At 68.9% G+C, this 25,055-nt stretch carries 24 protein-coding genes; 12 read left to right on the top strand and 12 right to left on the bottom strand.

Translation table 11 applies throughout. The annotated features are described in order from the left end of the window. Positions 1-17 precede the first annotated feature (17 nt). The gene (locus ACLJPX_RS18595; protein ID WP_410601199.1) at positions 18-1,661 is read left to right on the top strand and encodes a tannase/feruloyl esterase family alpha/beta hydrolase; all 1,644 of its coding nucleotides are present in this window, start codon (positions 18-20) and stop codon (positions 1,659-1,661) included. A 330-nt stretch (positions 1,662-1,991) separates the two neighbouring features. On the opposite strand, the gene ACLJPX_RS18600 is transcribed toward ACLJPX_RS18595, so the two are convergent. From ACLJPX_RS18600 to ACLJPX_RS18615, 4 genes are all read right to left on the bottom strand, one after another. Continuing rightward, entirely contained in the window at positions 1,992-2,654 is a 663-nt protein-coding gene (locus ACLJPX_RS18600; protein ID WP_410601200.1) for an ABC transporter ATP-binding protein, read from the bottom strand. Further along, entirely contained in the window at positions 2,654-3,346 is a 693-nt protein-coding gene (locus ACLJPX_RS18605) for an ABC transporter ATP-binding protein (RefSeq protein ID WP_410601201.1), read from the bottom strand. Before ACLJPX_RS18605 ends, ACLJPX_RS18600 begins: the two co-directional genes overlap by 1 nt. Then, positions 3,339-5,918, bottom strand: coding sequence for an ABC transporter permease (locus tag ACLJPX_RS18610; RefSeq protein ID WP_410601334.1), 2,580 nt, complete (start codon positions 5,916-5,918; stop codon positions 3,339-3,341). Before ACLJPX_RS18610 ends, ACLJPX_RS18605 begins: the two co-directional genes overlap by 8 nt. Before the next feature lie 148 nt (positions 5,919-6,066). Then, positions 6,067-9,255: a BTAD domain-containing putative transcriptional regulator gene (locus ACLJPX_RS18615; protein ID WP_410601202.1), complete on the bottom strand. Its 3,189-nt coding sequence runs from the start codon at positions 9,253-9,255 to the stop codon at positions 6,067-6,069. Positions 9,256-9,350: 95 nt separating this feature from the next. Here ACLJPX_RS18615 and ACLJPX_RS18620 point away from each other — a divergent pair, with 95 nt between their 5' ends. After that, positions 9,351-10,226 carry an NAD(P)-dependent oxidoreductase gene (locus ACLJPX_RS18620; RefSeq protein WP_410601203.1) on the top strand — a complete coding sequence of 292 codons (876 nt, stop codon included), beginning with the start codon at positions 9,351-9,353 and terminating at the stop codon, positions 10,224-10,226. Positions 10,227-10,236: 10 nt separating this feature from the next. After that, positions 10,237-11,091, top strand: a complete 855-nt coding sequence (locus ACLJPX_RS18625; RefSeq protein ID WP_410601204.1) for an NAD(P)-dependent oxidoreductase — start codon at positions 10,237-10,239, stop codon at positions 11,089-11,091. 58 nt (positions 11,092-11,149) lie between these two features. Here the strand turns inward: ACLJPX_RS18625 and ACLJPX_RS18630 are convergent, their stop codons facing one another. Next, complete coding sequence (locus ACLJPX_RS18630; RefSeq protein ID WP_410601205.1) at positions 11,150-12,022, bottom strand: LysR family transcriptional regulator; 873 nt, start codon at positions 12,020-12,022, stop codon at positions 11,150-11,152. Between the two features lie 79 nt (positions 12,023-12,101). Between ACLJPX_RS18630 and ACLJPX_RS18635 the strand changes: the two genes are divergently transcribed. Both ACLJPX_RS18635 and ACLJPX_RS18640 read left to right on the top strand, forming a co-directional pair. After that, complete coding sequence (locus ACLJPX_RS18635) at positions 12,102-13,004, top strand: EamA family transporter (protein WP_410601207.1); 903 nt, start codon at positions 12,102-12,104, stop codon at positions 13,002-13,004. Continuing rightward, on the top strand, positions 13,001-13,621 hold the full coding sequence (locus ACLJPX_RS18640) for an NAD(P)-dependent oxidoreductase (RefSeq protein ID WP_410601208.1): 621 nt from the start codon (positions 13,001-13,003) through the stop codon (positions 13,619-13,621). Before ACLJPX_RS18635 ends, ACLJPX_RS18640 begins: the two co-directional genes overlap by 4 nt. Here ACLJPX_RS18640 and ACLJPX_RS18645 read toward each other — a convergent pair. After that, entirely contained in the window at positions 13,605-13,853 is a 249-nt protein-coding gene (locus tag ACLJPX_RS18645; RefSeq protein WP_101607976.1) for a hypothetical protein, read from the bottom strand. The two genes, ACLJPX_RS18640 and ACLJPX_RS18645, sit on opposite strands and share 17 nt — an antisense overlap. A gap of 60 nt (positions 13,854-13,913) precedes the next feature. On the opposite strand from ACLJPX_RS18645, the gene ACLJPX_RS18650 reads away from it, so the two are divergent. From ACLJPX_RS18650 to rraA, 3 genes are all read left to right on the top strand, one after another. Next, on the top strand, positions 13,914-14,513 hold the full coding sequence (locus ACLJPX_RS18650) for a TetR/AcrR family transcriptional regulator (RefSeq protein WP_410601209.1): 600 nt from the start codon (positions 13,914-13,916) through the stop codon (positions 14,511-14,513). Between the two features lie 83 nt (positions 14,514-14,596). After that, positions 14,597-14,917 carry a hypothetical protein gene (locus ACLJPX_RS18655; RefSeq protein WP_410601210.1) on the top strand — a complete coding sequence of 107 codons (321 nt, stop codon included), beginning with the start codon at positions 14,597-14,599 and terminating at the stop codon, positions 14,915-14,917. Beyond that, positions 14,914-15,390 carry a ribonuclease E activity regulator RraA gene (gene rraA, locus ACLJPX_RS18660; RefSeq protein WP_410601211.1) on the top strand — a complete coding sequence of 159 codons (477 nt, stop codon included), beginning with the start codon at positions 14,914-14,916 and terminating at the stop codon, positions 15,388-15,390. Before ACLJPX_RS18655 ends, rraA begins: the two co-directional genes overlap by 4 nt. Before the next feature lie 7 nt (positions 15,391-15,397). On the opposite strand, the gene ACLJPX_RS18665 is transcribed toward rraA, so the two are convergent. Continuing rightward, positions 15,398-16,291, bottom strand: coding sequence for an NADP-dependent oxidoreductase (locus tag ACLJPX_RS18665; protein WP_410601212.1), 894 nt, complete (start codon positions 16,289-16,291; stop codon positions 15,398-15,400). A gap of 70 nt (positions 16,292-16,361) precedes the next feature. On the opposite strand from ACLJPX_RS18665, the gene ACLJPX_RS18670 reads away from it, so the two are divergent. Then, positions 16,362-16,955: a TetR/AcrR family transcriptional regulator gene (locus tag ACLJPX_RS18670; protein WP_410601213.1), complete on the top strand. Its 594-nt coding sequence runs from the start codon at positions 16,362-16,364 to the stop codon at positions 16,953-16,955. Positions 16,956-17,851: 896 nt separating this feature from the next. Here ACLJPX_RS18670 and ACLJPX_RS18675 read toward each other — a convergent pair. Then, positions 17,852-18,493 (bottom strand): TetR/AcrR family transcriptional regulator, encoded by a 642-nt coding sequence (locus ACLJPX_RS18675; protein WP_410601214.1) that lies wholly within the window; start codon positions 18,491-18,493, stop codon positions 17,852-17,854. 90 nt (positions 18,494-18,583) lie between these two features. Between ACLJPX_RS18675 and ACLJPX_RS18680 the strand changes: the two genes are divergently transcribed. Next, positions 18,584-19,636 carry an oxygenase MpaB family protein gene (locus ACLJPX_RS18680; protein ID WP_410601215.1) on the top strand — a complete coding sequence of 351 codons (1,053 nt, stop codon included), beginning with the start codon at positions 18,584-18,586 and terminating at the stop codon, positions 19,634-19,636. 4 nt (positions 19,637-19,640) lie between these two features. Here ACLJPX_RS18680 and ACLJPX_RS18685 read toward each other — a convergent pair whose 3' ends face one another. From ACLJPX_RS18685 to ACLJPX_RS18700, 4 genes are read right to left on the bottom strand one after another with little or no spacing between them, the layout of a single operon-like run. Further along, positions 19,641-20,099 carry a hypothetical protein gene (locus ACLJPX_RS18685; protein ID WP_410601216.1) on the bottom strand — a complete coding sequence of 153 codons (459 nt, stop codon included), beginning with the start codon at positions 20,097-20,099 and terminating at the stop codon, positions 19,641-19,643. 43 nt (positions 20,100-20,142) lie between these two features. After that, on the bottom strand, positions 20,143-20,754 hold the full coding sequence (locus ACLJPX_RS18690; RefSeq protein ID WP_410601217.1) for a class I SAM-dependent methyltransferase: 612 nt from the start codon (positions 20,752-20,754) through the stop codon (positions 20,143-20,145). 10 nt (positions 20,755-20,764) lie between these two features. Further along, positions 20,765-21,418 (bottom strand): cation transporter, encoded by a 654-nt coding sequence (locus tag ACLJPX_RS18695; RefSeq protein ID WP_410601218.1) that lies wholly within the window; start codon positions 21,416-21,418, stop codon positions 20,765-20,767. Continuing rightward, entirely contained in the window at positions 21,415-21,753 is a 339-nt protein-coding gene (locus tag ACLJPX_RS18700; RefSeq protein WP_410601219.1) for an ArsR/SmtB family transcription factor, read from the bottom strand. The genes ACLJPX_RS18695 and ACLJPX_RS18700 overlap by 4 nt, the downstream gene beginning before the upstream one ends. A 485-nt stretch (positions 21,754-22,238) precedes the next feature. Between ACLJPX_RS18700 and ACLJPX_RS18705 the strand changes: the two genes are divergently transcribed. Further along, entirely contained in the window at positions 22,239-23,660 is a 1,422-nt protein-coding gene (locus ACLJPX_RS18705; protein WP_410601220.1) for a family 2B encapsulin nanocompartment shell protein, read from the top strand. Then, positions 23,657-25,045 (top strand): family 2B encapsulin nanocompartment shell protein, encoded by a 1,389-nt coding sequence (locus tag ACLJPX_RS18710; protein ID WP_410601221.1) that lies wholly within the window; start codon positions 23,657-23,659, stop codon positions 25,043-25,045. The genes ACLJPX_RS18705 and ACLJPX_RS18710 overlap by 4 nt, the downstream gene beginning before the upstream one ends. Positions 25,046-25,055 lie beyond the last annotated feature (10 nt).

Consider the following 25,055-nt stretch of genomic DNA (forward strand, 5'->3'; position numbering starts at 1 on the left):
GAAACTGGGGTGGGGAAATGCGGCGGTTGTCCATGCTCGGCGTGGCAGCGCTCATCACGGCAGGCTCGATACTCACGGCACCGGCGGCCACCGCCGGCGAAACGACCTTCCGCCCGGTGCGCACCTGCGCCGACCTGGTGCGGACCTACGACGTTCCCGGGGCGGTCACGCACGTCAAGACCGCGACCGTGGTGCCGGCGACGGCGACCGAACCGGAGAACTGCGACGTCCGCGGCTACGTCGAACCGGCGGTGCAGTTCCAGCTCCGGCTGCCGACCAAGACCTACGCGGGCCGGTATCTGCAGTTCGGCTGCGGCGGTTTCTGCGGCGTCGTCAGCACCCCGCCGTTCGCCGACTGCGGACTGCCGCACGGCGGCGACGTCGCGGTCGCGGCCACCGACGACGGTCACGTCGGCAAGAGCGAGCTGATCTTCGACGACGGCAAATGGGCCGAGAACAACCAGGCCGCGCGCGACGACTTCGCCTTCCGGGCCCCGCACGTGGTGTCGAAGGCGTCCAAGCGCCTCATTTCGGCGTTCTACGGCGCTCCGCCGAAGAAGTCCTACTTCAGCGGTTGTTCCGACGGCGGCCGCGAAGCGCTCCTGCTCGCGCAGCGCTACCCGCACGACTTCGACGGCATCATCGCCGGCGCACCGGCCGGCTACTGGGGTCCGCTCATCGGCGCCTACCAGACCTGGCTCGCCAAGGTGAACACCGGCGCCGACGGCAAGCCGATCTTGACCGCGGAAAAGCTCCCGGCACTGCACGCCGCCGCGCTGTCCTCTTGCGACAACGCCGACGGACTCGGTGACGGCGCCATCGACGACCCGCGCACCTGCCGCTTCGACCCGGCGACGATCGCCTGCCCGACCGGCACCGACAACGCCGGCTGCCTCACCCCGGCCCAGGTCGAGGCCACCAAGAAGATCTACGCGCCGCCCACCGACGAACGCGGCCGCAAGCTGTACCCGGGCGGCCAGACCGTCGGCTCCGAACTGTCCTGGTACGGCTGGATCATCCCGGCGCCGGAATTCGGCGGCGTCCCCGCCGCGTACGGACTCGCTGACAACTACCTGAAGTACATGGCCTACCCGATCGGGACACCGCATTCGTCGGTCGACAAGTTCGCCTTCACCTCGCGTGAATTCGACAAGCTGACCCCGGAAGGCATCCGCTCCAACGCGATGTCGACGGACCTGCGTGAGTTCCGGCGCTCCGGCGGCAAACTCGTGATCTGGCACGGCTGGGCGGACCAGGCGATCCCCCCGGCGGGCACCATCGACTACTACCAGCGGCTCACCCGAGCCAACGGCGGCCCCGCCGCGACGCGGGACTGGGCCCGGCTGTTCATGGTCCCCGGCCTGTACCACTGCGCGACCGGCGACAAGCTGACCGAGTACGACCCGCTGAAGGAACTGGTCTCCTGGGTCGAACGCGGCACCGCGCCGGACCGGACGATCGCCACCGGCCGCGACGCCACCGGCAAGGTCTTCCGCACCCGGCCGGTGTTCCCGTACCCGCTGCAGGCCAAGTACGACGGCACCGGAAGCGTCGACGACGCCGCGAACTTCGTGCCGGTCCCGCCGTCGCGACCTTCGCAGGACATCGTGAACTGGGCCGGGAACGATCTGTACGGGAAGGCGGGCCCGGTAGCTCCCTGACGCGCGTCAGGGGTGTTCGCTGTTCCCAATGTCGCATTCGAGTCGCTGAGCGTCTCGAATGCGACATTGGGAACAATCGATGCTGAGACCGCGCGACTCGCCATTCGCGTCTCCGGTTGTGGCGAAGGGCCCCTTCGCCCCGTACCAGCTACTGGGACGTGGCTGGTAAGCGTGAGGTGCTACCTGCGGTAGAGGTGTGTGGAAATAGGGACGTTGAACGTCCCTATTTCCACACACCTCCACGTCTCCGTCTCGGTCGCCAGTGCAATGAAGGGGACTTTCATCGCAAAATTTGCAATGAAAGTCCCCTTCATTGCACTTCTGAGCCGCTTACGAAAGAACGCCGTCCAGCAGCCGTACCCGCCGGTCGGCGATCCGGTGCACGTCGTCGTCGTGCGTCGCCACGATGACCGCGGCGCCCTCTTCCGCGCAGCGTCGCAGCAGTCTCAGCACTCGCGGGGTGCTCCCGGCGTCCAGGTGCGCGGTCGGTTCGTCGGTGAGCAGGACCCGTGGACGCCCGCTGACGGCCCTGGCGAGCGCCACCCGCTGCTGCTGCCCGAAGGAGACCTCGAGGGGATAGCGGTCGCCGAGGTCACCGATCCCGAGTTCCTCCAGCAGTTCCGAAACCCGCGTGTGGATGTCCTTCGCGCTGGGCTTGGGGATGTCGGACCGGAGCCGCAACGGCAACGCCACGTTCTCCGCGATCGTCAGTTCGTTCGCGAGACCGAGCGCCTGGGGCAGGACGGCGCAGGTGTGCCACGGCGGCGCGCCCGCTATCGGGACGCCGTCCAGCAGGACACTGCCGGAATCCGGCGAGTCGAAGCCGCACAGCAGAGCCAGCAGCGCGCTCTTGCCGGAGCCGGATCTGCCGGAAACGGTGACCAGTTCTCCCGGGGCCACCCGCAGTTCGAGCCCGCGCAGGACTTCGACGTCCCCGCTGGGATGGGGGAACCGGCGGCGCAACCCGACGGCCTCGAGGGCGGGTTCCGCCATCACGGCACGACCTCCCGTTCTTCGACAGCTTCGAGGCTGCCTTTGTGCATCCGCGCGACGCGGCTGCCGAGTTCGATGAGCCGGTCGTCGTGCGAAGCGACGATCACGGCGAAATCCTGGTCCGCCAGGTACTTCAGCGTGTCGAGTACCAGGTCGGCCGACCCTTCGTCCAGCTGGGACGTCGGCTCGTCGGCGAGGACGACGGTCGAGCGGCGCGCCAGGGTGCAGCCGAACGCGAGGCGCTGCTGCTGCCCGCCGGACAGCGCGGAGATCTGCCAGGCGCCGGTGCCGCCGAGCCCCAACTGTTCGAGGATGTCGTCGGGCAGGCATTCCGTTCCGGCCGATTCTGCCGCCGCGCGGAGATTGTCGGCGACGCTCAAATACGCGAGCAGGTTGTCGGTCGGGTTCTGGAACACCAGCCCGAGGTGGTTGCGCCGCAGCGCCCGCCGCTCGCGATGCCGCAGCGTGGCGGTTTCGGTGCCCTGGAAGGAGATCGTGCCCCGAACGGGTTGCTCGAACAGGCCGAGCGTCCGCAGCAGGGTGGATTTTCCGGAACCGGACGGCCCGGCCAGCACGGTGATCCCGCGTGCGGGGATGTCGATGGTGACGTCGTCGACACCGGTGACGGTGCCCGCGGGCGTCTGGTAGTCGACGCCGATCCCGCGAAGCCGGAAGATCGGTTTCTCAGGCACGAATCAGCTCCGCGGTCCGGGCGGTGCGCACCGAGCGCATCGCGATCCAGCCTGCCAGCGCCACGACGAGCACGCCGACGGCCAGCACGGTCAGGGCCATCGGGGTCGGGTTGGGCAGGGCCGAACGCGGGGCGAGGAAGGTCGCCGGGTCGAAGCGCGGCACCGAAAGTCCCGCGACGGAAATCCCGCAGGCGACGCCGATGACCACCGCGAGCCCGCTGAGCGCGCCCAGTTCCATCAGGTGACTCGCCAGCAGGGCGCGCGGTCGCATGCCCATCCGCAGGACCAGCGCCCCGGCCAGCGCGTTCTGGCGTCGGCGGACTTCGACCGCGACCAGCAGCGACAGCACCGCCACCACCCCGAGCACGGCGCCGAGCAGGGCCATGAACGAGAACGTCCAGGACACGACGTAGAACGGAAGCGCGTCGAGGGCGGAGTCACGGGTGACGCGGTTGACCGCCGTGGCCACTCCCACGGAGACCAGCGCTTCGGTCACCTGCGTCATCGACGAGCCGGACAGCAGGCTCCACTTTGGCACGGCGCGCAGTTGGGCGGCGCTGAGCGATTCCCGGGAGATCACGTACCCGGCCTTGGTGCCGATGATCGGGAACATCGACAGCTCGCCGATCGTCCTGGCGTCCGGGAGACCGGCTCCCAGCCGGGGTTTCTGGGCCGCGTCGTTCCCGACCCGGATCGCCGGGACACCGTTGCCGGGACCACCCGACAGGCCGCCGAGCAACCGGTCCACCTCGGCACCGTCGAGCGGGCCGAGGGTGGCGGCGCGCCGGAAGGTCTGCGGATCCACGACCAGCACGACGTTGCCCGTGCCGGTGAGCTCGCCGACGATCGTGGTGCTGCCGTTGATCTCGGCGGGCAGCGGGATCTGGCCGGTGCCGATGACGCTTTCGGTGTCCACCCGGGTCTCGGCGCCGACGAAGATCGCCGACTTGGTGTGCAGCGCCTCTTCCTGCCCGCGCGCGATCCCGATCCCGGTCGCGAGGGTGCCGATGGCCAGCGTGCCGATCACGAGGACGCCGGTGACCGGCGCGCGAGCGCTGGCGAGCCGCCGGATCGCCAGTTGCAGCGCGGGCCGGGACCACAGCCGCGCGCGGTGCGACGCGAGCAGCGCGAGCCAGGCCAGTCGCGCGGCCAGGAGGCCGACGGTGAGCACGACGAACACCGGATAGGTGAGCGCGAGCGGGTCGACCTGGGGGAGCGGGTTCCCGATCCGGGATCCCTTGCTGTAGTCGACGAGCCGGGTCCAGCCGAGCAGGGCGACGCCGGCGGTGAGCAGTTCCCACGGGAAGACCGCCAGCAGCTTCATGCCCTTACGGCGTCCGGACTTGACCCGGCCGAGTTCGAACTCCCGATGCGTGCGGAAGGCGATCACCCCGGCCAGCAGCGCGAGCGAAACGAGGAGGATCACGGCCGCGACGAGCGACCCTCTCAGCAGCGCCCCTTCGCCGATTTCCCCTGGCGGACCGTAAACCCCGAGCAACAGCCGGGCGAGCACCCCGCCGGCCACACCGCCGGCCACGATGGGCAGTCCGAGTTCGGCGACCGCGAGCATCCCCAGTGCTCCCGGCGCGCTGCCGCGGGCGGCCAGCAGCCGCAGCTGCGGGTGACGGCGCTGGTGCCACTGCAACGCGACGGTGCCGATACCGGCGCAGCCGACCAGGATGCTGATGGCCGCGAGCGGCAGGATCGAGACCAGGACATTCGATTCGGCCTGGTTGCTGATCTCCACGGAGCGCTCGAACGGCACCGAACCGGTGATCGCGTCACCGAGGCCGCGGGCACCCAGATCCGCCTTGACGTCGGCGATGAGCGCCTTCGAGCGTTCCAGCAGGTCCTCTGCCTCGCTCACGGTCTTGGGCGGAGCCTCGTAGAACGACAGGTGCAGCGCCTTGATCTCCGGAAGGCCCAGCGTGCGGACGGCGTCGTCGAACGTCTTCCCGTCGGTGGCGAACATGACCGAGTCGAGCGGGTCGTTGGCGAGCCTGCTGACCACCGCGTTCCGTTGCTGCGAGCACCACCAGCGCGGCGCCGGGTCGGCGAGGTCGCGGTACAGCCCGGTGACCGGAGGGAGCTGGGCACCCCGGAAGCTCGGCGTGGTCCCGGCTTTGATCCCTTCCGCCTTGGCCACGACGGTCCCGAGCAGGAGCCCGGCGCCCGCAGACCCGTTCGTCACGTCGAGGTGACCCGGGACCGCCTGGTCCCGGTGGGCGAGGGTGACCTTGTAGTTGGAATCCCCGTTGAACTCGGTGCCGACGAGAACGGTCGTGTAGCGGGAGGTGACCGGCGCGGCGAAACCGTGCGCCGGAGCCTTACTCCGGACCGAGTCGATGATCTGCGGAGCAGCCGCGGCAGGGACGTTGTCCTTGCTGAAGACCGGTCCGTAGTAATCCGGGCAGGCGATGCCGGACTGGTACGCGACCGCCGCACCGCCCGCGGCGGAAGCCTGCAGGACGGCGGCGGTACCGAGGAAACAGGCCAGTAAGGCGGTCACCGCGGCGATGATCAAAGTCAAAGGGCTGGTCAATGCCGCCCGCGGAGCCGCTCGCCACGGCATCGTCACCTTGGGCCCGCCGGGAGCCCCCCACCTCACCCGCATGGATACGCACGCTACCGGTCAGGAAGGCTCGGGGACAGAAAGAAATCACCCTTTGTTGCCGACGTGAAGTAAATCCTTGGTCCATTGTGGTGACGCGGGTACGCGGCTACTGACTGTCTGTCACGAGTTGATCGATCGAGGCCGCCTCGCCGATCACGATCTCCTCGGAGAACGCGGTTTCCCCGAGAGCCGCGACGATGACTCCCGTGATTCTGTCGACGTCGCCGCGTTCGGCCTTCGGCAGGGGAGCACCCACCGATTCCCGGGAGGCCGCGGCGGCGCCCAGCAAGCGTGCGGCACGGTGATACGAGCCGGCTGCCGCTTCCGCGCCGGCAAGGCCTTCGAGGCCGAGGGCGATCGCGCGAGGATCGCCGCTGGGGCGGGCGACGGCCAGGCCGTCCAACTGGAGCTTCTTCGCCTTCGCGGCGTCTCCGCGCTGCTCGGCGATGAACCCGAGCTCGGCGAGGATCAGGGTGCTGCCCGCCGCGGACTCCACCCGGCGATGCCAGTCCAAAATGGACAGCAGTCGCCGCTCGGCCTCCTCGAACAGCCCTTGGCGTCGCGCGCCGAGCGCGAGCCCTGTCTCGGCGTAGACCTCGCCGGGGGTGAAGCTGTGTTCGATGGCCAGCGCTTTGGCCCGCTCGTGGAAGTCCTTGGCCTCCTGGAAGTCTCCGGTGAGCAGCGCTGTCCGCCCGAGCCAGGACAGTTTGTAGGCGACCTCCGGCCACAGCTCCAGCTCCTCCGCGCGGCGAAGGCTCTCCCGGTGGACGCGGGCGGCGTGGTCGTAGTCCCCGGCGATCGAGGCCAGCATGCCGAGGACGAACGATGCCTGCAGCCAGCCCCAGCGTTCGCCGAGGCCGTCGAAGATCCCGGCGCTCTGGGCGGCCATGCGGCCGCCGCCGGTGAGATCGCCCCCGGCGATCAGGTGTCCCGCCCTCTCGCTCAGCGCGGCCGCGGCACCCCAGTCGTCGCCGGCGTCACGGGCGGTTTCCAGCGCGCCGAGCGTGAGCTTCTCCGCGCGGCACAGGTCGCCGATCGTGGACCACGCGTAGCCGAGGAACCACAGTGACCGGGCGCGCGCGACGGGATCGGCGATGCCCCACACGGCTTCCTCCGCCGCGCCCTCGGTGCAGGTGCCGTCGAGGACGGCGATGCCGGTGCGCCAGCCGAGTGCCTGCGCGTGGTCGTCGCCGGTGGCGGTCTCCGGGGCGAGCACGAGGTCCAACGAGCGCCGGGCTTCGGTCAGCCTGCCGCGGAGGAACCAGAACCACGTCGTCGCGTTCACCAGCCGCGATGCGAGCCGTTGTTCGCCTTGTCGCAGCAGGGTTTCCAGCGCGCGGCGGGTGTTGGCGCCTTCGGTGTCGAGCCTGTCGAGCCAGCGTCGTTGTTCCTTGCCGCGCAATCCCGCGTCGCCGCGTTCGGCCAGCTCGACGTGGAAACGGGCATGCCGCAAGTACAGGTCGTCGAGTTCGCCCGCCTGCCCGGCATGTTCCAGTGCGTACGCCGAGACCGACTCCAGCAGCCGGAACCGCGGTTCGCCCGACCTGCCCGGCCTGCTGACCACCAGAGACCGGTCTACGAGCCTGGCCAGCAAGTCCAGGACGTCGGCGGAGGCGATCTCTCCGCCCGCGCAAACCGACTCGGCCGCGTCGAGACCGCACCCTTCGGCATGGACTGCGAGCCTGCGCAGCACGATCTGTTCGGGCTCGCTCAGCAGGCTCCAGCTCCAGTCGATCATCGCGCGGAGGGTCTGCTGACGGCGCGGTCCGCCCCGTCTGCCCGAGGACAGCAGGCCGAACCGGTCGTCGAGGCGGGCGAGGAGTTCGTGCACGCCGAGCGTCCGCACCCGGGTGGCGGCGAGTTCGAGCGCCAGCGGGATCCCGTCGAGCGTGCGGCAGATCCGGGCGACCACGGCCGCGTTCTCCGCGTCGAGCGCGAAACCCGGGGCAGCGGCCGTTGCCCGGGCGGAGAACAGCCGGACGGCACTCGATTCCCGCACGGTGGCGAAATCGGCCTGCTCGGGCAGATCGAGCGGCGGGACCGCCCAGACGGTCTCCCCGGGCAGCCCGAGCGGCTCCTGACTGGTCGTGAGCACGCGCAGCCGGGGTGCCGCCGCCAGCAGCCGCTCCACCAGCGCCGCGACCGGTTCGACGACCTGTTCGCAGTTGTCCAGGACGACCAGGATCTCTTTGTCGCGCAACGCATCGGCCAGCGAGTGCGTCAGCGTCTTCGCGGAAGTGGCCTCCTCCCGGACGTCGAGCACGGCCGTCAGGACGACTGCGACCAGGTCTTCCGGCGGGCACGTGGGGCACTCGACGTTGTCCAGGCCCGCCAGTTCCACCAGCCAGGTGCCGTCGGCCATCGCCAGTTTCGACGCGGCCTCGATGGCGAGCCTGGTCTTGCCCACCCCTCCCGGGCCGGTGAGGGTGACCAGCCGTGAGTCGGTGACGAGCGCTCCGACCTCCTTGACCGCCGTCGTGCGGCCGACCAGTTCGGTCAGCGCCTCCGGCAGGTTCCCGCGCACCGGCGCGGGGGCACGGACGGGTTCGAGATCAGGGCTCCGGGTGAGGACGGCCTGGTGCAGGGCCGCGAGCTCCGGCCCCGGTTCGAGGCCGGACTCGTCACGCAGACGGGTGCGCAGCTCGGCGTAGGTTTCGAGCGCCTCACTGTGCCGCCCGGCCGCGTACAACGCGCGCATCAGCAGGCCTCGGAGCCGTTCCCGCAACGGATGCCGTGAGACCAGACCGGCCAGTTCTCCGGTGAGGACCCCGTGCTCGCCGAGAGCCAGCCGGGCTTCGGCTCGCTCCTCCTCGGCGAGCAGCCGTTCCTCCTCCAGCCGCTGGGCCGCGGCCACGGCGAAGGTCTCGTCCTCGAATCCGGCATACGCGGGCCCGCGCCACAACGCCAGCGCGTCCGCCAGCAGCGCGGCCCGGGCACGTGGATCGACGGCCTCACGGGCCCGGGCGGTGAGCATGCGGAACCGGTGGACGTCCAGGTCACCGGGTTCGACGGCGAGGACGTATCCGCCGGGGTGATGCGTCACGATCTCCCGGGCACCCGGCTCGGCTTTGCCAAGGGTGCGGCGCAGCTGGGAGACCTTGGTCTGCAGGGTGTTGCCGGGGTTGCCCGGCGGATGCTCGCCCCAGAGATCGTCGGTCAGCGACGACACCGGCGCCGCCCTGCCCTCCCTGCTCAACAGCCCGGCGAGCAGGAGGCGGACCTTCGCCTCGGGCACGACGACGGGCTCGCCGGCGGTCGTCCACACGGCGAGCGGTCCCAGCACTCCGAAACGCACGAAACCGACGTTAGCGCGGACCACCGACAATCTCGTGCGGGCGGCCGTGCGCGAACCCGCAGCGATCCGTGCGCGGGCGGCGGCACGGTGGTCCCATGACCGAACACGGCAAGACCCCGGTGACGGTACTGGGGCTGGGCGCGATGGGAACCGCGCTCGTAGAGGCACTGCTGGCCGCAGGGCATCCGGTCACCGCGTGGAACCGGACCGCGAGCCGCGCCGAGGGCGTGGCGGCGAAGGGAGCCACTGTCGCTTCGACGGTGTCCGAGGCTCTCGCGGCGAACAAGATCGTGATCGCCTGCCTGCTCGACTACGACTCGGTGCACGAGGTCCTGGACCCGGTCGCGGCCGGACTCGAAGGACGGCAGCTGATCAACCTGACCAACGGCACCCCCGGCCAGGCACGCGAGATGAGCGCGTGGGCCGGGGAACTGGGCGCGGACTACCTGGACGGCGGGATCATGGCCGTCCCGCCGATGATCGGCTCGCCCGCGGCGTTCGTCTTCTACAGCGGATCGGGCACCGTCTTCGGCCGGGCCCGCACCGCGCTCGACACCTTCGGCGGCACCAACTACCTCGGGGCCGATCCCGGACTGGCGCCCCTGTACGACATCGCACTGCTCAGCGGGATGTACGGGCACTTCATCGGCGTCATCCAGGCCTTCGCCCTCGTCGGCTCCACCGGAGCCAAAGCGAGGGAGTTCGCTCCGCTGCTTCGCGGCTGGATGGACGCGATGAGCGGCTTCCTGGAGCGCGCGGCCGAGCAGATCGACGACGGCGACTACGTGACCGACGTCGTGTCGAACCTCGCGATGCAGGCCGCGGCCTTCCCGAACCTGGCGAAGGCCGCCGAAGAACAGGGTGTCAGCGCCGAGTTGCTCGCGCCGCTCCAGCCCCTGATGGACAAACGGGTCGCCGACGGACATGGCGCCGAAGACCTGATCGGCGTCATCGAACTCCTGAAAAAGTAAGGAAAGAACAATGATCACACTGATCGGGCTCGGCCCGATGGGACAGGCCATGGTCCGGGTGTTCCTGGAGAACGGCCACGGAGTGACCGTCTGGAACCGCACCGCCGCCCGCGCGGACGGCGTCGTCGCCGCGGGTGCGGTGCGCGCCGAGACACCGGCGGACGCAGTGTCGGCATCGGAGCTGGTGCTGCTGAGCCTCACCGACTACGCGGCGATGTACGACATCCTCGGCAAGGCGGAGGAAGCGTTGGCGGGCAAGGTGATCGTCAACCTCAGCTCGGACACCCCGGAGAAGACCCGCGAAGCCGCGGACTGGGTCGAGGCCCGCGGCGGGAAGTTCCTCGCGGGTGGCCTGATGGTCCCGGCGCCGTTGGTGGGCAAGGAGGAGGCCTACGTCTTCTACAGCGGCCCGGCCGAGGTGTTCGAGAAGTACCGCGAGACCCTGGCGCTCATCGGGCGAGCGGACTTCCTCGGCGAGGACGTCCGGCTGGCGCAGCTGTTCTACCAGGCACAGCTGGACATCTTCCTGAACTCGCTCTCGGTGTTCATGCACGCGAGCGCGCTGGTGCGTTCGGCCGGGACGTCCGTGGAGAAGTTCGTCCCGTACGCCAAGGACCTGTTCGCGACGATGGACTTCTACCTGGACGCCGCGGCCGAGCAGATCGAGAAGGGCGACCACCCCGGCGACGAGGCCGACGTGACCATGATGGGCGCGACCGCCGACCACATCGTGCAGGCGAGCCGGGACGCGGGAATCGACGTGCTCCTGCCGGAGGCGGTCAAGTCGCACTACGACCGGGCGATCGCCGCGGGACACGGGCGCAGCTCGTGGACCAGCCTGTTCGAGGTCATCAAGGAAGGCTGACCCGGCTGATGGTCCGTAAAGGACTCCTTCCCTACTTTCAGGGTAGGGAAGGAGTCCTTCACGGACCGACGCCCAGCACTTCCAGGAACGCCTTCGCCGCCGGAGTGACCGTGAAGCGGTTCCAGACCAGATGCTCGATCCGCGCGGGCGCGTCCGTCACCGGCACGGTGACCACACCGCTCAGGTTCGGCACGTACTTCGACGGCAGCAACGCCACTCCCAGCCCTTGATGGATGAGCCGCGCCATGAAGTCGGCGGCCGTCACCTCGAAGGCCACCTCACGGGTCACTCCGGCCGCGGCGAACGCCTGATCCGTCTGGGCCCGCCCCGCCGATCCGGCGGGGAAGTCGGCGAACACTTCGGACGAGAGCCGCTTCAAGTCCACTTCGGACTCGTCGGCGAGCGGATGACCGGGTGCCACCACGGCGACCAGGTCGTCACGCCCCAGCTCGCAGGTACCGACGCCTTCCGGCCGATCCGACACCGGAAGCCCGAGGAACGCGACCTCGATCGCGCCGTCCTTGATCTGCTGCACCAGGTGCCCGCTCGCACCGACCCGCAGTCCGATCCGGACATGCGGATACCGCCGGTGGAACGTCTGCAGCGCGGCGGGAACGTCGAGCGCCGCGACGGTCGGGATGACGCCGACGGTCAGCCGTCCGCGAATCTCGCCGACCGCGGCGGCCACCTCCGAGCCCGCCCTCTCGGCGGCTTCGAGACATTGGCGGGCGGCAGGCAGGAACGCCTCACCCGCGGCCGTGAGCCGGACCCGGCGGCTCGTGCGCTCGAACAGCCGCGCGCCGAGTTCCCGTTCCAGCCGCGCGATCTGGTGACTCAACGCCGACTGCACGACGAGGCATCGTTCCGCGGCGCGCGTGAAGCTGTTCGTCTCCGCCACCGCCACGACGTACCGCATCTGCTGAAGCTCCATGGATCTATCTTGAATCAAGATTGATCAGGTGACAAACATGTGTTGGACTCATTGATCGGGAGCGTCGAAGCTGAGAAGCGTGAAAACGCTGACGACCACACCGCGCACCGCCGGGCTCACCGGCACCGCGCTGACCGCCTTCGCCCCGATGGTCTGGGGTACGACCTACGTCGTCACCACCGAACTGCTCCCGCCGGGACATCCCCTGTTCGCCGGGCTCATGCGCGCCCTTCCCGCGGGCCTGATCGCGCTGGCCATCACCCGCACCCTCCCGCGTGGCGGCTGGTGGCTGAAGGCCGCCGTGCTCGGCGTCCTCAACATCGGGATGTTCTTTCCCCTGCTCTTCGTCGCGGCGGAACGGCTGCCCGGCGGAGTCGCGGCCACCCTCGGCGCCGCCCAGCCGCTCCTCGTCGCGATCCTTGCCGTGGCCGTGCTGCGGCAGAGCCCGTCCGCGTGGCGGTTCGCCTGGGGAATCGTCGGGATGGTGGGCGTCGGGCTGGTCGTGATCGGACCGGCGGCCGGTTTCGACGTCATCGGGGTCCTCGCCGGACTCGGCGGCGCCGCGACCATGGCGCTCGGCGTCACCCTCACCAAACGGTGGGGGCGTCCGGCGGACGTCGGACCGACGGCGTTCGCCTCCTGGCAGCTCACCGCGGGCGGACTGTTCCTCGTGCCGGTGACCTTCCTGTTCGAAGGCTCGCCGCCCGCCATCGACCTGAACGCGGCCCTCGGCTACCTCTGGCTCGGCCTGATCGGCGGCCTGCTCGCGTACGTCCTGTGGTTCCGCGGCATCACGTCCCTGCCGGTCACCTCGGTCGCCGTCCTCGGCCTGCTCTCGCCGATGGTCGCCGCGTTGCTCGGCGCCGCGCTGCTCGGCCAGTCGCTCGGCTTCGTCCAGCTCGTCGGTTTCGCACTCGCCCTGGCCTCGATCGTCGCGGGCCAGATCACCCCGAAGACCAAGCAGGAAGGCGTCGTCCGATGAAGATCGCCGTTGTCGGAGCGTCGGGCATGACCGGCTCCCGTGTCGTCACCGAGGCCGTCGCCCGCGGGCATCACGTCACCGCCGTCTTCCGCGGTGACCCGGCTGAGCCCCCGCACCCGGACGTCGACGTCGTGCGAGGCGACGCCACCGACGTCGACCACATGACCGCGGTCCTCGCCGGAGCCGACGCCATCGTGGGCGCCACGAGACCCGCGCCCGGCGCGGAAGACACCGTCGCCGCCACCATCACGGCCTTGCTCGACGCCGCGGCGGGTACGCGCGTCCTGGTGGTCGGCGGTGCCGGACCGCTGCGCTCGCCTTCCGGCGGTCTCGTCATCGACGACCCGGCGTTCGTGCCGGTGGCCTGGCGGACCATCGCCTCGGCGAGCACGACGCAGCTCCAAGCCTGCGAAGCGCACGCGGGGGACTGGGTGTACCTCAGCCCGCCCGCGATGCTGGAACCCGGGATCCGGACCGGGGGCTACCGGCGAGGAGCGACCACCATCCTCACCGCGGCTGACGGCTCGTCCCGGATCTCGGCGGAGGATTTCGCCATCGCGATCGTGGACGAACTCGAGAATCCGGGACGGGATCGGCATTTCACCGTCGGATATTGAACCGGCTGAGCATCTCGGGTGGGTCACCGGGCGACGGCGTCTCAGGACTCCGTTCGGCCTCGATCTGGATCTCGATGTTGGTCTTGTGCGCGATCGGGTCCCAAATCTCCTCGATCGGCGCCAGCAAGGACTGGCTCACGCCGCATCGGCGGGCACGCACGGCGTACCACGCGAACCCGGCCAGGAAGAGCGGAAGGCTGAGAAACGCGGCCACAGGGGCCAGGAACTCCATGCACCGGACGATACAGTAACATCGTGTTTCTAGAAACGTACTGTTACCGAAAGAGAGACGATGACCAGGCTGACGCGGGCCGAGCAGCAGCAACGCACGCACGGACACCTGCTGGAAGCCGGGCGAGAGGTCTTCCTGCGGCGTGGATTCCTGGCGGCGACGGTCGAGGAGATCGCGGCCGACGCCGGTTACACCCGCGGCGCCGTCTACAAGCATTTCGGTGGCAAGGAAGGGTTGTGGCTGGCGATCATCGAAGCCGGTGCCGACGGCCATCTCCGAGGACTGCGGGAAGCTCTCGCCGGCGCCACCACGCGCGACGAGGTGATCGCCGCACTGAACCCCGTCGACGTGGCGGACAAGGACGCGGCGAAATGGAGCGCGGCGGCCGCGGAAGTGCTCGCCGCGACGGCGCAGCAACCGGAAACCGCCGCCCTGATCGCCGCCATCCAGCGGCGTCACGACGAGGAGGTGGTCGCCCTGCTGACCGAGCACTCCCGCCGCCTGCGACTCGAACCCGCGATGCCGCTGGACCAGGCCGTCGTCATGCTCGGTGCACTGGGGATCGGTCTCGCTCTGCGCCAGACCGTCGCCCCGGCCGCCGACCCCGGCGCGATCCTAGCCCACGTGCTGGGCACCTTGTTTCGGTCCGAGGCAACGTGACGGACGGTTCGGACGTACTCCCGGTGACAACCTGGGGAGGGTTCGATGCAGCCGTATCCGTTGCAAGAAGGCGAAGAAGTGCTGTGGGCAGGATCGCCGCGGCGTCCGCGAAAATGGCTTCCCGAGTTCACGCAGATGATCGCGGTCGCCCCGGCACGGAATTCCGCTGGGTCTGGCTGGCGCGTCTCCAGATGCCGCACCAGGTCAAGGTCGATGAGGCAGGCCTCGGCACGATCACCTTCGGAAGCCGATGGAACCGGTGGCAGGCCCGGGAGAACGGACATCGCGGCGCTTGGGCGACGCCGGTGCTGGAACTACGGGCGATCCCGGAAGCCCGGCGTGTGGCGGATCTCATCGTGCAGGCGCGAAACCGGTTGAACGGCACCTACACTCTGTCGCCGTGATCGATTCCTTCACCACCGCCGACCTCGTCGACGAACACGGCGACCGGCTGCGCGTCTGCGACACCCAGTTCCGCCAGTTCGGCGGGCACCGGAAGTTCTCCGGCCCGATCCGGACCGTCTCCTGTCACGAGGACAACGGCCTGGTCAAGAAGCTGCTGAACACCCCAGGCGAGGGCAACGTCCTGGTCGTCGACGGCGGCGGCTCCCTGCACAGCGCGCTCACCGGCGACATGATCGCGAAATCCGCCGTGGACAACGGCTGGGCGGGCGTGGTCGTCAACGGCGCGGTCCGCGACAGCGCCGAACTCGCCGGGCTCCCGCTCGGCGTGAAGGCGCTCGGCACCAACCCGCGCAAGAGTTCCAAGGCGGGAGTCGGCGCCGTCGACGTCCCTATCGGCTTCGGGGGAGTGACCTTCACTCCCGGCGACACGCTTTACTCCGACGACGACGGCGTCGTGATCCTTCCCGCCTGAAACAGGCTCAGATGACGATGACCCGGCGTCCGCGGGTGTGACCGGCATGGCTGTCGACATGCGCGGCCGCGGCGTCGGCGAGCGTGTACGACTTCTGGACCGGGATATGGAGCTTGCCCCGTGAAATGAGGTCCGCGGCCTCGGCGAGCGCGTCCGGCACGCTGCCGGCCACGCCGGAGAACCGGACACCGAACTCCGGTGCACCGAGATCGGCGATGGAGAGCACCTTCAGCGGATCCCCGGTGAGCTCGACGAGTTCGGGGATCACGCCCGATCCCGCCAGGTCGAGAGCCGCGTCGACCCGACCGAGCTCTCGAACCCGCCCTGCCCAGCCCTCGCCGTATGTCGTGGCGATGGCGCCCAGGCCGCGCAAGTAATCCTGGTTCGCGGCCCCGGCCGTGCCGATCACCGTGATGCCGCGTTCACGGGCGATCTGCACTACCGCCGATCCGACCCCGCCGGAAGCGCCGCTGACCAGCAGCGTCTCGCCGGAACGCACCCCCGCTTCGCGGATGAGGCGCAGCGCGGTCTCCACCACAGAGGGATATCCGGCCGCTTCTTCGAAGGTCAGGCCTTCGGGCATCCTCGCCCAGGCCGACATCACGGCGAACTCGGCATAGGTGCTGAAACCCTCGCCGAACACCCGGTCGCCGACCTCGAGGTCCGTGACACCCTCGCCGACCTCGTCCACCACTCCGGCGGCGTCCAGCCCGACCCCGGAGGGCAGCGCTGTCGGATGAGCGCCCAGGACCTGCCCCTCGCGAATCCTCCAGTCGACGGGGTTCACTCCCGCCGCCCGCACCGCGATGCGTACCTGGCCGGGGCCCGCGTGCGGGTCCTCGGCATCGACGAGCTGCAGGACTTCCGGACCACCGAACTCGGTAAAGATCACTTTCTTCATGAGTCGGACCGTAGCACTAACGGGTAGTGTTTTGGAACTGGTGGTGTTTCGTATCTGATAGCTTTGCAGCATGACCGAGGTTCTCGGACGTCGTGAGCGCAAGAAGGCCGCGACCCGACAGAAGATCGCCGACACCGCCCTGCGGCTCTTTCTGGAGCGCGGATACGACGCGGTGGGCATCCGCGAGGTGGCCGCGGAGGCCGACGTCGCCGTCACCACGCTCTTCTCCCACTTCGCCTCGAAGGAGGCATTGGTGTTCGAGCGGGACGCGAATTTCGAGCAGAGTCTCGCGCGGGCGGTGACCGGTCGCGCCCCGCACGAGCCGCTCATTTCCGCGCTGCGCCGGGAGATGCACGCGATGGTGCGGCATTGCACGGCGGACGGTGCCGCGCCGATCTGGCGCATGATCGACGGATCGCCCGCGTTGCGGGAGTACGAGGAGTCGATGAGGCTGCGGCACGCGGAATCACTGGCCGCGGCGATCGCGGCCGATCCCGGTCTCTCGCACTCCGCGACGGCCTGCCGGACGATCGCGCGGTTCGTGGTCGACGCCCACTCGCTCGGCCGTGAGGCGGCGGATCCGGAAGCCGCGGTGGACGAGATCTTCCGCATGATCGAGGCGGCCTGGGAGGTTGTGAGTCCCTCGGGTCAACCGGCGAGCTGAGGTCGCGGTGGTCGTGAGTGGCGATTCGGGTTCCGGTGGACCCGTGTTTGCCCACCCACGGGATGCAGATGCGGGCGACTGGGGAGGATTTGAGACGTTGAGCGTCCGGAACCTTCCCCGCTTGACGGGTGCTAGGTATCCCGGCTTGATCAACGGAGGATCGGGGACGTTGAGTGTCCCCGATCCTCCGTTGATCAAGCTCCGGGATAGGAACGGCCCGCGACGATGAAGGAATCGGGACACTCAACGTCCCGATTCCTTCACGCTCGGCCGTGCCGCCGCTGACACGTCACGATCGCGCTGGTCAGTGCGAGCGGGCAAACGCCGGGCAGTTATTGAGGGGAAGGTCAAACGTAGCGTGTTCGCGGTCGGGTCGCGCCGAGCCTTCAACGTCGCGGATCTGGTTTGCCAACGAGAGCCAACCCCATCCTGACCGTCCACAAAGGGCACCTCTGGGCGAGCAAATGTCTGCTTGATGACTATTTGCACGCTTTGCGAGCGGGGTCGTGAGTGGCAAAGCGCGTTCTAACCCTCTTTACCACTCACGACCCCCTCGAAAACCGCACATATAGCCATTAACCGGACATTCAGCCGCCAGAGAGTGTCCCCTGTGAACACTCGGGGAACGACTCGCGCCCGCCGACCGGTCCAGAACCACGCCACAAAAACCACTCTCAGCCTTGAAGCCAGCGAAGGGGTCCTTCATCGCGCAGGCTCGGTCACGCCACCTTTGACTTACCCCTCAATAGAACCCGAATCCCCACTAGCGACCGAGAAGTTACTGATCCAGACCGGCAAGCGGCCATGCCAGCCGTTCCTGTGTCGCGAAAGCCACTTTCGCGACACAGCCGTTGGGCATCACCGAGTCCGTGAAGGCACCCAGAACCCAGCAGGTATCACCGCGGCTGAACGAGACCGACCGCAGCCCGGATCGCGCCGACGAACCGCTCCGGCCGGTACCGACCGGGGTCGGTGAGCACGAGCCTCGCGGCCATCTCGAACAGCGCGGTGACGGTGTGCGCGACGATTTCCGGATCGAGTTCCGCCGGGGCGTCGACGGCTTCCAGGAGCCATCGCGTCAGCGATTCCGCCCGGTCGAGGGCGATGGCGCGTGCGGCCTCGCGGGCGGCGTGGAACTCGGCGGGCATGTCCGCCATCGGCATGACGACGCAGTACCACCGGTCCGGCGTTTCCTGGACGGCGTTGAGGAAGTCGGCGAGCGTCCGCGCGATGAACTCGGGGGCCTCCTCGGTGAGGAACCGGCCCGGGTCACCCGGCAGTACTTCGAGCAACTGCCGGAGCGCGGCTTCCTGCTCGCGCCGCAAGAGTGCGGCGAGTAGTTCGTTCCGGCTGCGGAACTGGCCGTAGACCACCGGTTTCGTGACTCCGGCCTGCTCGGCGACCGCGTCCATGGTCGTGGCGTTGTGACCTCGGGTGACCACCAGGTGCAGGGCCGCGTCGAGCACCTGCGTGCGGCGCAGTTCGGCAGGCACGCGCGCGGCGTAGACGCGGCGTTTCCGCGGTGTCGTGCTGGTCAACGGCCCTCCTCAAGCGCCCCTCTGGACAAAGCTACTCTAGCGTAGGATATTGCTACGCGTCAGTATTAATTGCGGGAACGGGAGGCCGACGTGGCGACGAAACCGGTGGAACCGATGCTGGACCACGGCTTCTTCGGACCCGGATCGGTCACTTGGAAGGTGTGGGGGCATGTGACGGCCGCCGTCACCGGGCTGCAGCGATCCGTCGTGGTGGAGGAGCTCGACCCGGCGCTGATCGCCGCCGTCGACAAGACCGGGGCGAACTACGCGCGGCCTCGCACTCGCTACGACCGCACGGTCCGCTACTTCGCCATGGTCGCGTTCGCCGACAGCCGGAAGGTTTCCCAGGCCGCGGACGTACTGGTGAAGGTGCATGCCAAGGCGATCGGCGTCGAGCCCGTCAGCGGCAACCACTACGACGCCAACGATCCGCACTCGCAGTTGTGGATCCTGCTCACCGGCTGGCATTCGGTGCTCAAGGCCTACGAGCTGTACGGCGGGGGCCGGCTCACGCCAGCCGAGGAGAACCGGTACTGGGAGGAGTGCGCGATCGCCGCCGAGTTCCAGACCTGCGACCCCGCGGACGTTCCCCGCACCCGCGATGGCGTGCGGGAGTACTTCGAGCGGATGCGTCCCCGGCTCGCGGTCAGTGAAGCGGCCCGGAGGATGATGGACCACCTGTTGACGGCGAAGGTGGTCTTGCCGCCGGCGCCGCGGGTGCTGGCTCCGGCCCTCTGGATCGTGAACTGGTTCCTGCGAGCCGGAACGATCGCGACCATGCCGCGCTGGATGCGGAAGCTGAGCGGGTTCACCCAACCGCGGATCGTCGATCTGCTGGTCCGGCCGGTCCTGCGGCTCGGTTACGGCGTCGTCGATCGCAACCCGCGGCTGAAGCTGGCGGTCGCCCGACTGCTGGCGCCCTCCGCGGTGCCGGTCGTCGCTCCGTACGTTCTCGGCGTCCCGCCGCTGTCCGAAGAGGTCTTGACCCCGGCCGAAGCGCGACGGCGTTACGGCTACGACAGGCCGGCCGACGCCCACCGTGACATCCGGGCGAAGCAGCACCAGCGGGTGTTCGGCGCCGGGCAAGCACCCAGTGAGGACGGTCTCCTCGAGTCCCAGGCCGTTCTGGGCTCGCTGTCTTGAGCCGTCAGTTCCTCGGCATGACGCAGAGTTCCCGGGACGCTCCCGACTTGAAGTCGTAGACGACGGGGTTGCCGTACTCGTAGCCGGGCACCTCCCTGCAGTCCGAGCCGGTACCGGACGCCAGCTGCGCGATCACCGTGTAGTTGGCCGAATCGTCCGTGCAGTGGACCCGGACCGCGCTGGCGCTGAACTTGCCGTTCGTCCCGGCGTCTTCGTCGGCCGAGATGCAGTCTCCGGCCTGTGCGGAGAACGGGTCGGGATCGACCTCGGGGGCGCTGCCGCTGAGGGGAGTGCCACTGATGGAGTTGTCACTGGTCGCGAGCGCCACGGTCACCGCGATTCCTCCGACGGCGACGACGAGAGCGGCTGCCGCGGCTCCGAAGACCAGCCCCGTTTTCGGGGACTTCTTCGTCGGCGGAGCGGGGTACTGCTGCCAGACGGGCGGCTGCTGGGGGTAGGTCACGTCACCAGGATCGACGGCGTCGATGAAATTCCGATGACAGAGTTCACTTGCGAGCGACGAGCCGTTCCACCAGACCGAGCTTGAACCGGTCCCGGTGCTCCACCGTCAGGCCGAGGTCGCCGATCTTGTCGAACGGGCGCCGCAGGAAGTGCTCGCCCGCCATCGGCACGGTGACCTTTTCGGTGAGCCATTGCAGGCCGCGGACGGCACGCGACGAACTCGCGATGTGATCGAGCAGGATGAGCAGGCCGCCGGGCCGCAGGACCCTGGCCATTTCCCGCAACGCCTTGCCGTCGTCCGGGATGGCGCAAAGTCCCAGGGTGCAGACCACGGTGTCGAACGAACCGGCGTCGAACGGCAGGTCGTGCGCGTCGGCACGCCGCAGCGTCACCGGGTGGCCGAGGCGTTCGGCGCGGTCACGGGCAATGGCGAGCATGCCGTCGCTGAGGTCGATGCCGGTGAGCGTGACGTCGCCGGGATAGAGCCGCAGATTCAGGCCGGTCCCGACGGCGACCTCGAGGACGTCGCCGGTCGCCTGGCCGCAGGCCCACGCTCGCGAATCGCCGAAGAGCTTCCGGTCGAAAAACTGCATCTCCCGGTCGTAGTTCCGGGATTTGCCGTCCCAGTAACGGTTCCAGCGCGCGGGCGGGGTCATGGCGTTCCTTTCAGCAGCAGTGCTCACCGCGCCAGGCTTCGCGGCCTTCCTTGATCGCGACGGCGGCGATGACGAGGGCGACCAGCGGATCGGCCCAGTACCAGCCGAAGAGGCTGTTGAGCAGCAACCCGACGAGCAGCACACCGGAAAGATAGGTGCAGAGCAAGGTCTGCTTCGAATCGGCGACGGCGCTCGCGGAGCCGAGTTCGCGCCCGGCCCGGCGCTGGGCGTGGGACAGGAAGGGCATCACGAGCAGCGAGACCGCCGCGAGCACGATCCCGACGGTGGAGTGCTCGGCGGGGTCGGCGCCGAACAGGGTGCGTACGGATTCGACGGTCACATAGGCGGCCAGCGCGAAGAAGGACACCGCGATGACCTTGAGCGCGGTGCGTTCGCGGGCTTCGGGGTCCTTGCCGGAGAACTGCCACGCGACGGCGGTGGCGGAGGCGACTTCGATGACTGAGTCCAGGCCGAAGCCGATCAGCGCGGTCGAGGAGGCGATGGTGCCCGCGGAGAGGGCGATGACCGCTTCGATGACGTTGTAGGTGATCGTCGCGGCGACGAGGAGCCGGACCCGGCGCGACAACACGACGCGGCGATCCTCGTCCACTGTGGATGTCGTGGCGCAGCAGCCGTCCGCGCAGGATCCGCTCTCCACGCTCATCGGAGCACCTCTATACCGGCGTCGTCCACACAGGGCTCCGCGGTGTCGACGGCGAGCACGACCTGCACCAGTTCCCGCAGCGCGCGGGCGAGGTGGGCGTCCGCCAGCGCATAGCGGACCTGCCTGCCTTCGTAAGTCGCCACGACCAGCCCGCATCCTCGCAGGCAGGCGAGGTGGTTGGACACATTGGAGCGGCTCAGGCCGAGTTGCCCGGCCAGCCGGCCGGGATAGCTCACGCCTTCGAGCAGGGCGACCAGGATCCTGCACCGGTTCGGGTCGGCGAGGGCGCGACCGAGCCGGGCGAGCGCGGCGCCCTGGGTTTCACACGTCAGCACGGGGAGAACAGTACAGCGCTCGCTGACATATCAGCAACGGGTGAGCAGGGCCGGGTGGGCAGGGGTGGAACGGCTGCTTGACACGACGGAGTGTCCGGACGCGACCCTCTGTTTCGTCGCTGTCTGTCAAGCCATCGCCGAACACGGGCGCGCGGGTGACCCGAAAGGACTCGGCGCACCCCTCCAACGGCCGCATCGCGCGTACGCCCGGGAGTCCCGGGGCGGCGGCGCATAACACCTCAGAACAATCGCTGGACCGATTGTGTGGGTGCGTTAAAGCGCCGAGTAATGGTGATGGAAGCCTTCTCGCATAATGGGGAAATCGGCATTCGGGTGGCCTTTTCTCACTACCCGAAAGTGCGCTTGTGCGGGCAAAAGGCCTTGCTATGTTGATCCCTGCGGGGGCCGCACCTCGGGGCACAGTCGGCACACCGTGGTTGGTGGATCTTGTTTTCTCACGCGACTATTGAAGGGTGGACCTTGCTGTGACCGTGACCGAATCGGACACTTCCGCCGAAGGTGTCCAGGGGCCGGGAAATCCGCAGCTGAGTTTGGGCCGGGCCGCCGCGCGAAACCTGGCGACAACGACCAAATCCGTTCCGCAGATGCAGGGAATTTCGTCCCGGTGGCTGCTGAAGATGCTCGAATGGGTTCAGGTCAACGGTGGCGCCTACCGGGTCAACCGGCGGCTCAATTACGCGGTCGGCGACGGCCGGGTGACGTTCTCGAAGGCCGGCACCGAAGTGAGCGTGATCCCGGCGGAGCTGGGAGAACTCAAGCCGCTCAAGGGGTACGACGACGAAGAGGTGCTCGACGAACTCGCCCGCCGCTTCGAGCAGCAGGAGGTATCGGCCGGCGACGTGCTCGTCGAGTTCGGGCACCGGGCCGACCGGGTCTACCTCATCGCCCACGGCAAGATCACCAAGACCGGCCCCGGTCACTACGGTGACGAGACCGCGCTCGGTGTGGTCAAGGACGGTGACTACTTCGGTGCGCAGGCCCTCGTCGCCGACGACGGGATCTGGGAGTTCACCGCGAAGGCGGCCACGGCCTGCACCGTGCTGACCCTGACCCGCCAGGCCTTCGAGCGCGTGCTGGAGCAGTCCGAATCGCTGCAGGCGCAGATCGAGCAGGCGTCGCAGGATTCCGGTCGTGCCAACGACTTCGGTGAAGCCGAGATCGACATCTCCTCCGGCCACGACGGCGAGCCGCTGCTGCCGGGCACCTTCGTCGACTACGAAACTTCGCCGCGGGAATACGAACTGAGCGTCGCCCAGACCGTGCTGCGAGTTCACAGCCGCGTCTCCGACCTCTACAACCAGCCGATGGACCAGACCGAGCAGCAGCTCCGTTTGACCATCGAGGCGCTGCGCGAGCGCCAAGAGCACGAAATGATCAACAACGCGGACTTCGGCCTGCTCAACAACGCCGACTTCACCCAGCGCATCCCGACGCGCACCGGTCCGCCCACTCCGGACGACTTCGACGACCTGCTCGCCTTGGTGTGGAAGGACCCCGGCTTCTTCCTCGCGCATCCGCGCACCATCGCCGCATTCAGCCGCGAGTGCAGCAAACGCGGTATCTACCCGACCGGCGCCGACCTCGGCGGACACAAGGTGCCCTCCTGGCGCGGGGTCCCGATCCTGCCGTGCAACAAGATCCCGGTGAGCCAGACCAGCACCAGTTCCGTGCTGCTGATGCGAACCGGAGAGAAGAACCAGGGCGTGATCGGCCTGCGTCAGATCGGCCTGCCCGACGAGTACGAGCCCGGCCTGAACGTCCGCTTCATGGGGATCTCCGAGCAGGCCATCATCTCCTACCTCGTCAGCACGTACTACTCCGCCGCCGTGCTCGTGCCGGACGCGCTCGCCGTGCTCGAAGCCGCCGAACTCGGCCGCGAAGGATGACCGCCACGACGCCGGAGGCCGACCGGCGGCTCAGTCTCGGCCCCGCCGCCGCGCGCAACCTGGCGACGACCACCAAGACGCGGCCGCAGATGCAGAGCATCACGCCGCGCTGGCTGCTGAAGATGCTGCCCTGGGTCGAGGCGTCCGGTGGCACCTTCCGGGTCAACCGGCGCCTGACCTACGCCATCGGCGACGGCCGGGTGAGCTTCACCAACGTCGGCACCGAGATCAGGGTCGTCCCGCAGGAACTCGCGGAACTGGCACTGCTGCGCGGTTTCGACGACGAGGACACGCTCACCGCGCTAGCCGACCGGTTCGTGCAGCACGAGTACCGGCCCGGCGAGACGATCGTCAGCCACGGCACCCCGCTCGACGAGGTCGTGCTGGTTGCGCACGGCAAGGTCGCCAAGGTGGCGCCGGGCGAGTACGGCACCGAAGCCGCCATCGGCAGCATGGCCGACGGCGATCACTTCGGTGACGAAATGCTCGCCGGCATCGATCGCAACTGGCCGTTCACGGTCAAGGCCGTCACCCCGGTGACAGTGCTGACCCTGCGCGCCGACGACTTCGCCGACCTCAACGGACGGTCGGAGGCGATGCGCCGTCACGTGCAGGACATGCTGGCGCACAAGGGAAAGCCGCAGAACGCCAAGGGCGAGTCCGAGATCGGGATGTCGTCGGGGCATGACGGTGAGCCGCTGCTGCCGGGCACCTTCGTCGACTACGAGATTTCGCCGCGCGAGTACGACCTTGCCGTCGCCCAGACGGCGCTGCGGGTGCACACCCGCGTGACCGATCTCTACAACGGGCCGATGAATCAGTTCGACGAGCAGCTCCGGCTGACCGTGGTGGCACTGCGGGAGCGGCAGGAACACGACCTGATCAACAACCGCGAATTCGGGCTGCTGCACAACGCGGACCTCAAATCGCGGTTCCAGACCCGGTCCGGTCCGCCGACGCCCGACGACATGGACGAACTCGTCAGCCGCCGCCGCAAGACGAAGTTCTTCCTCGCCCACCCGCGCGCGATCGCCGCGTTCGGCAGGGAATGCACGCGCCGCAGCCTCTACCCGGAAGGCACCACGGTCGACGGCAAGGTGGTCGCCGCGTGGCGCGGGGTGCCGATCCTGCCCTGCGACAAGATCCCGGTCACCGAGGCGGGCACGTCCTCGATCCTCGCCATGCGGACCGGGTTGGAGGACAACGGCGTGATCGGCCTGCACCAGACCGGTCTGCCCGACGAACACGAGCCGGGCCTGAACGTCCGTTTCGAAGGCATCACCGAGCAGGCTGTCGCCACCTACCTGGTCAGCACCTACTACTCGGCCGCCGTTCTCGTACCCGACGCGCTCGGCGTTCTGGAGAACGTCGAGGTCGCGCGGTGACCACCAGTCC

Source organism: Amycolatopsis sp. lyj-90, assembly GCF_046549035.1.
Taxonomy (GTDB): Bacteria; Actinomycetota; Actinomycetes; order Mycobacteriales; family Pseudonocardiaceae; genus Amycolatopsis.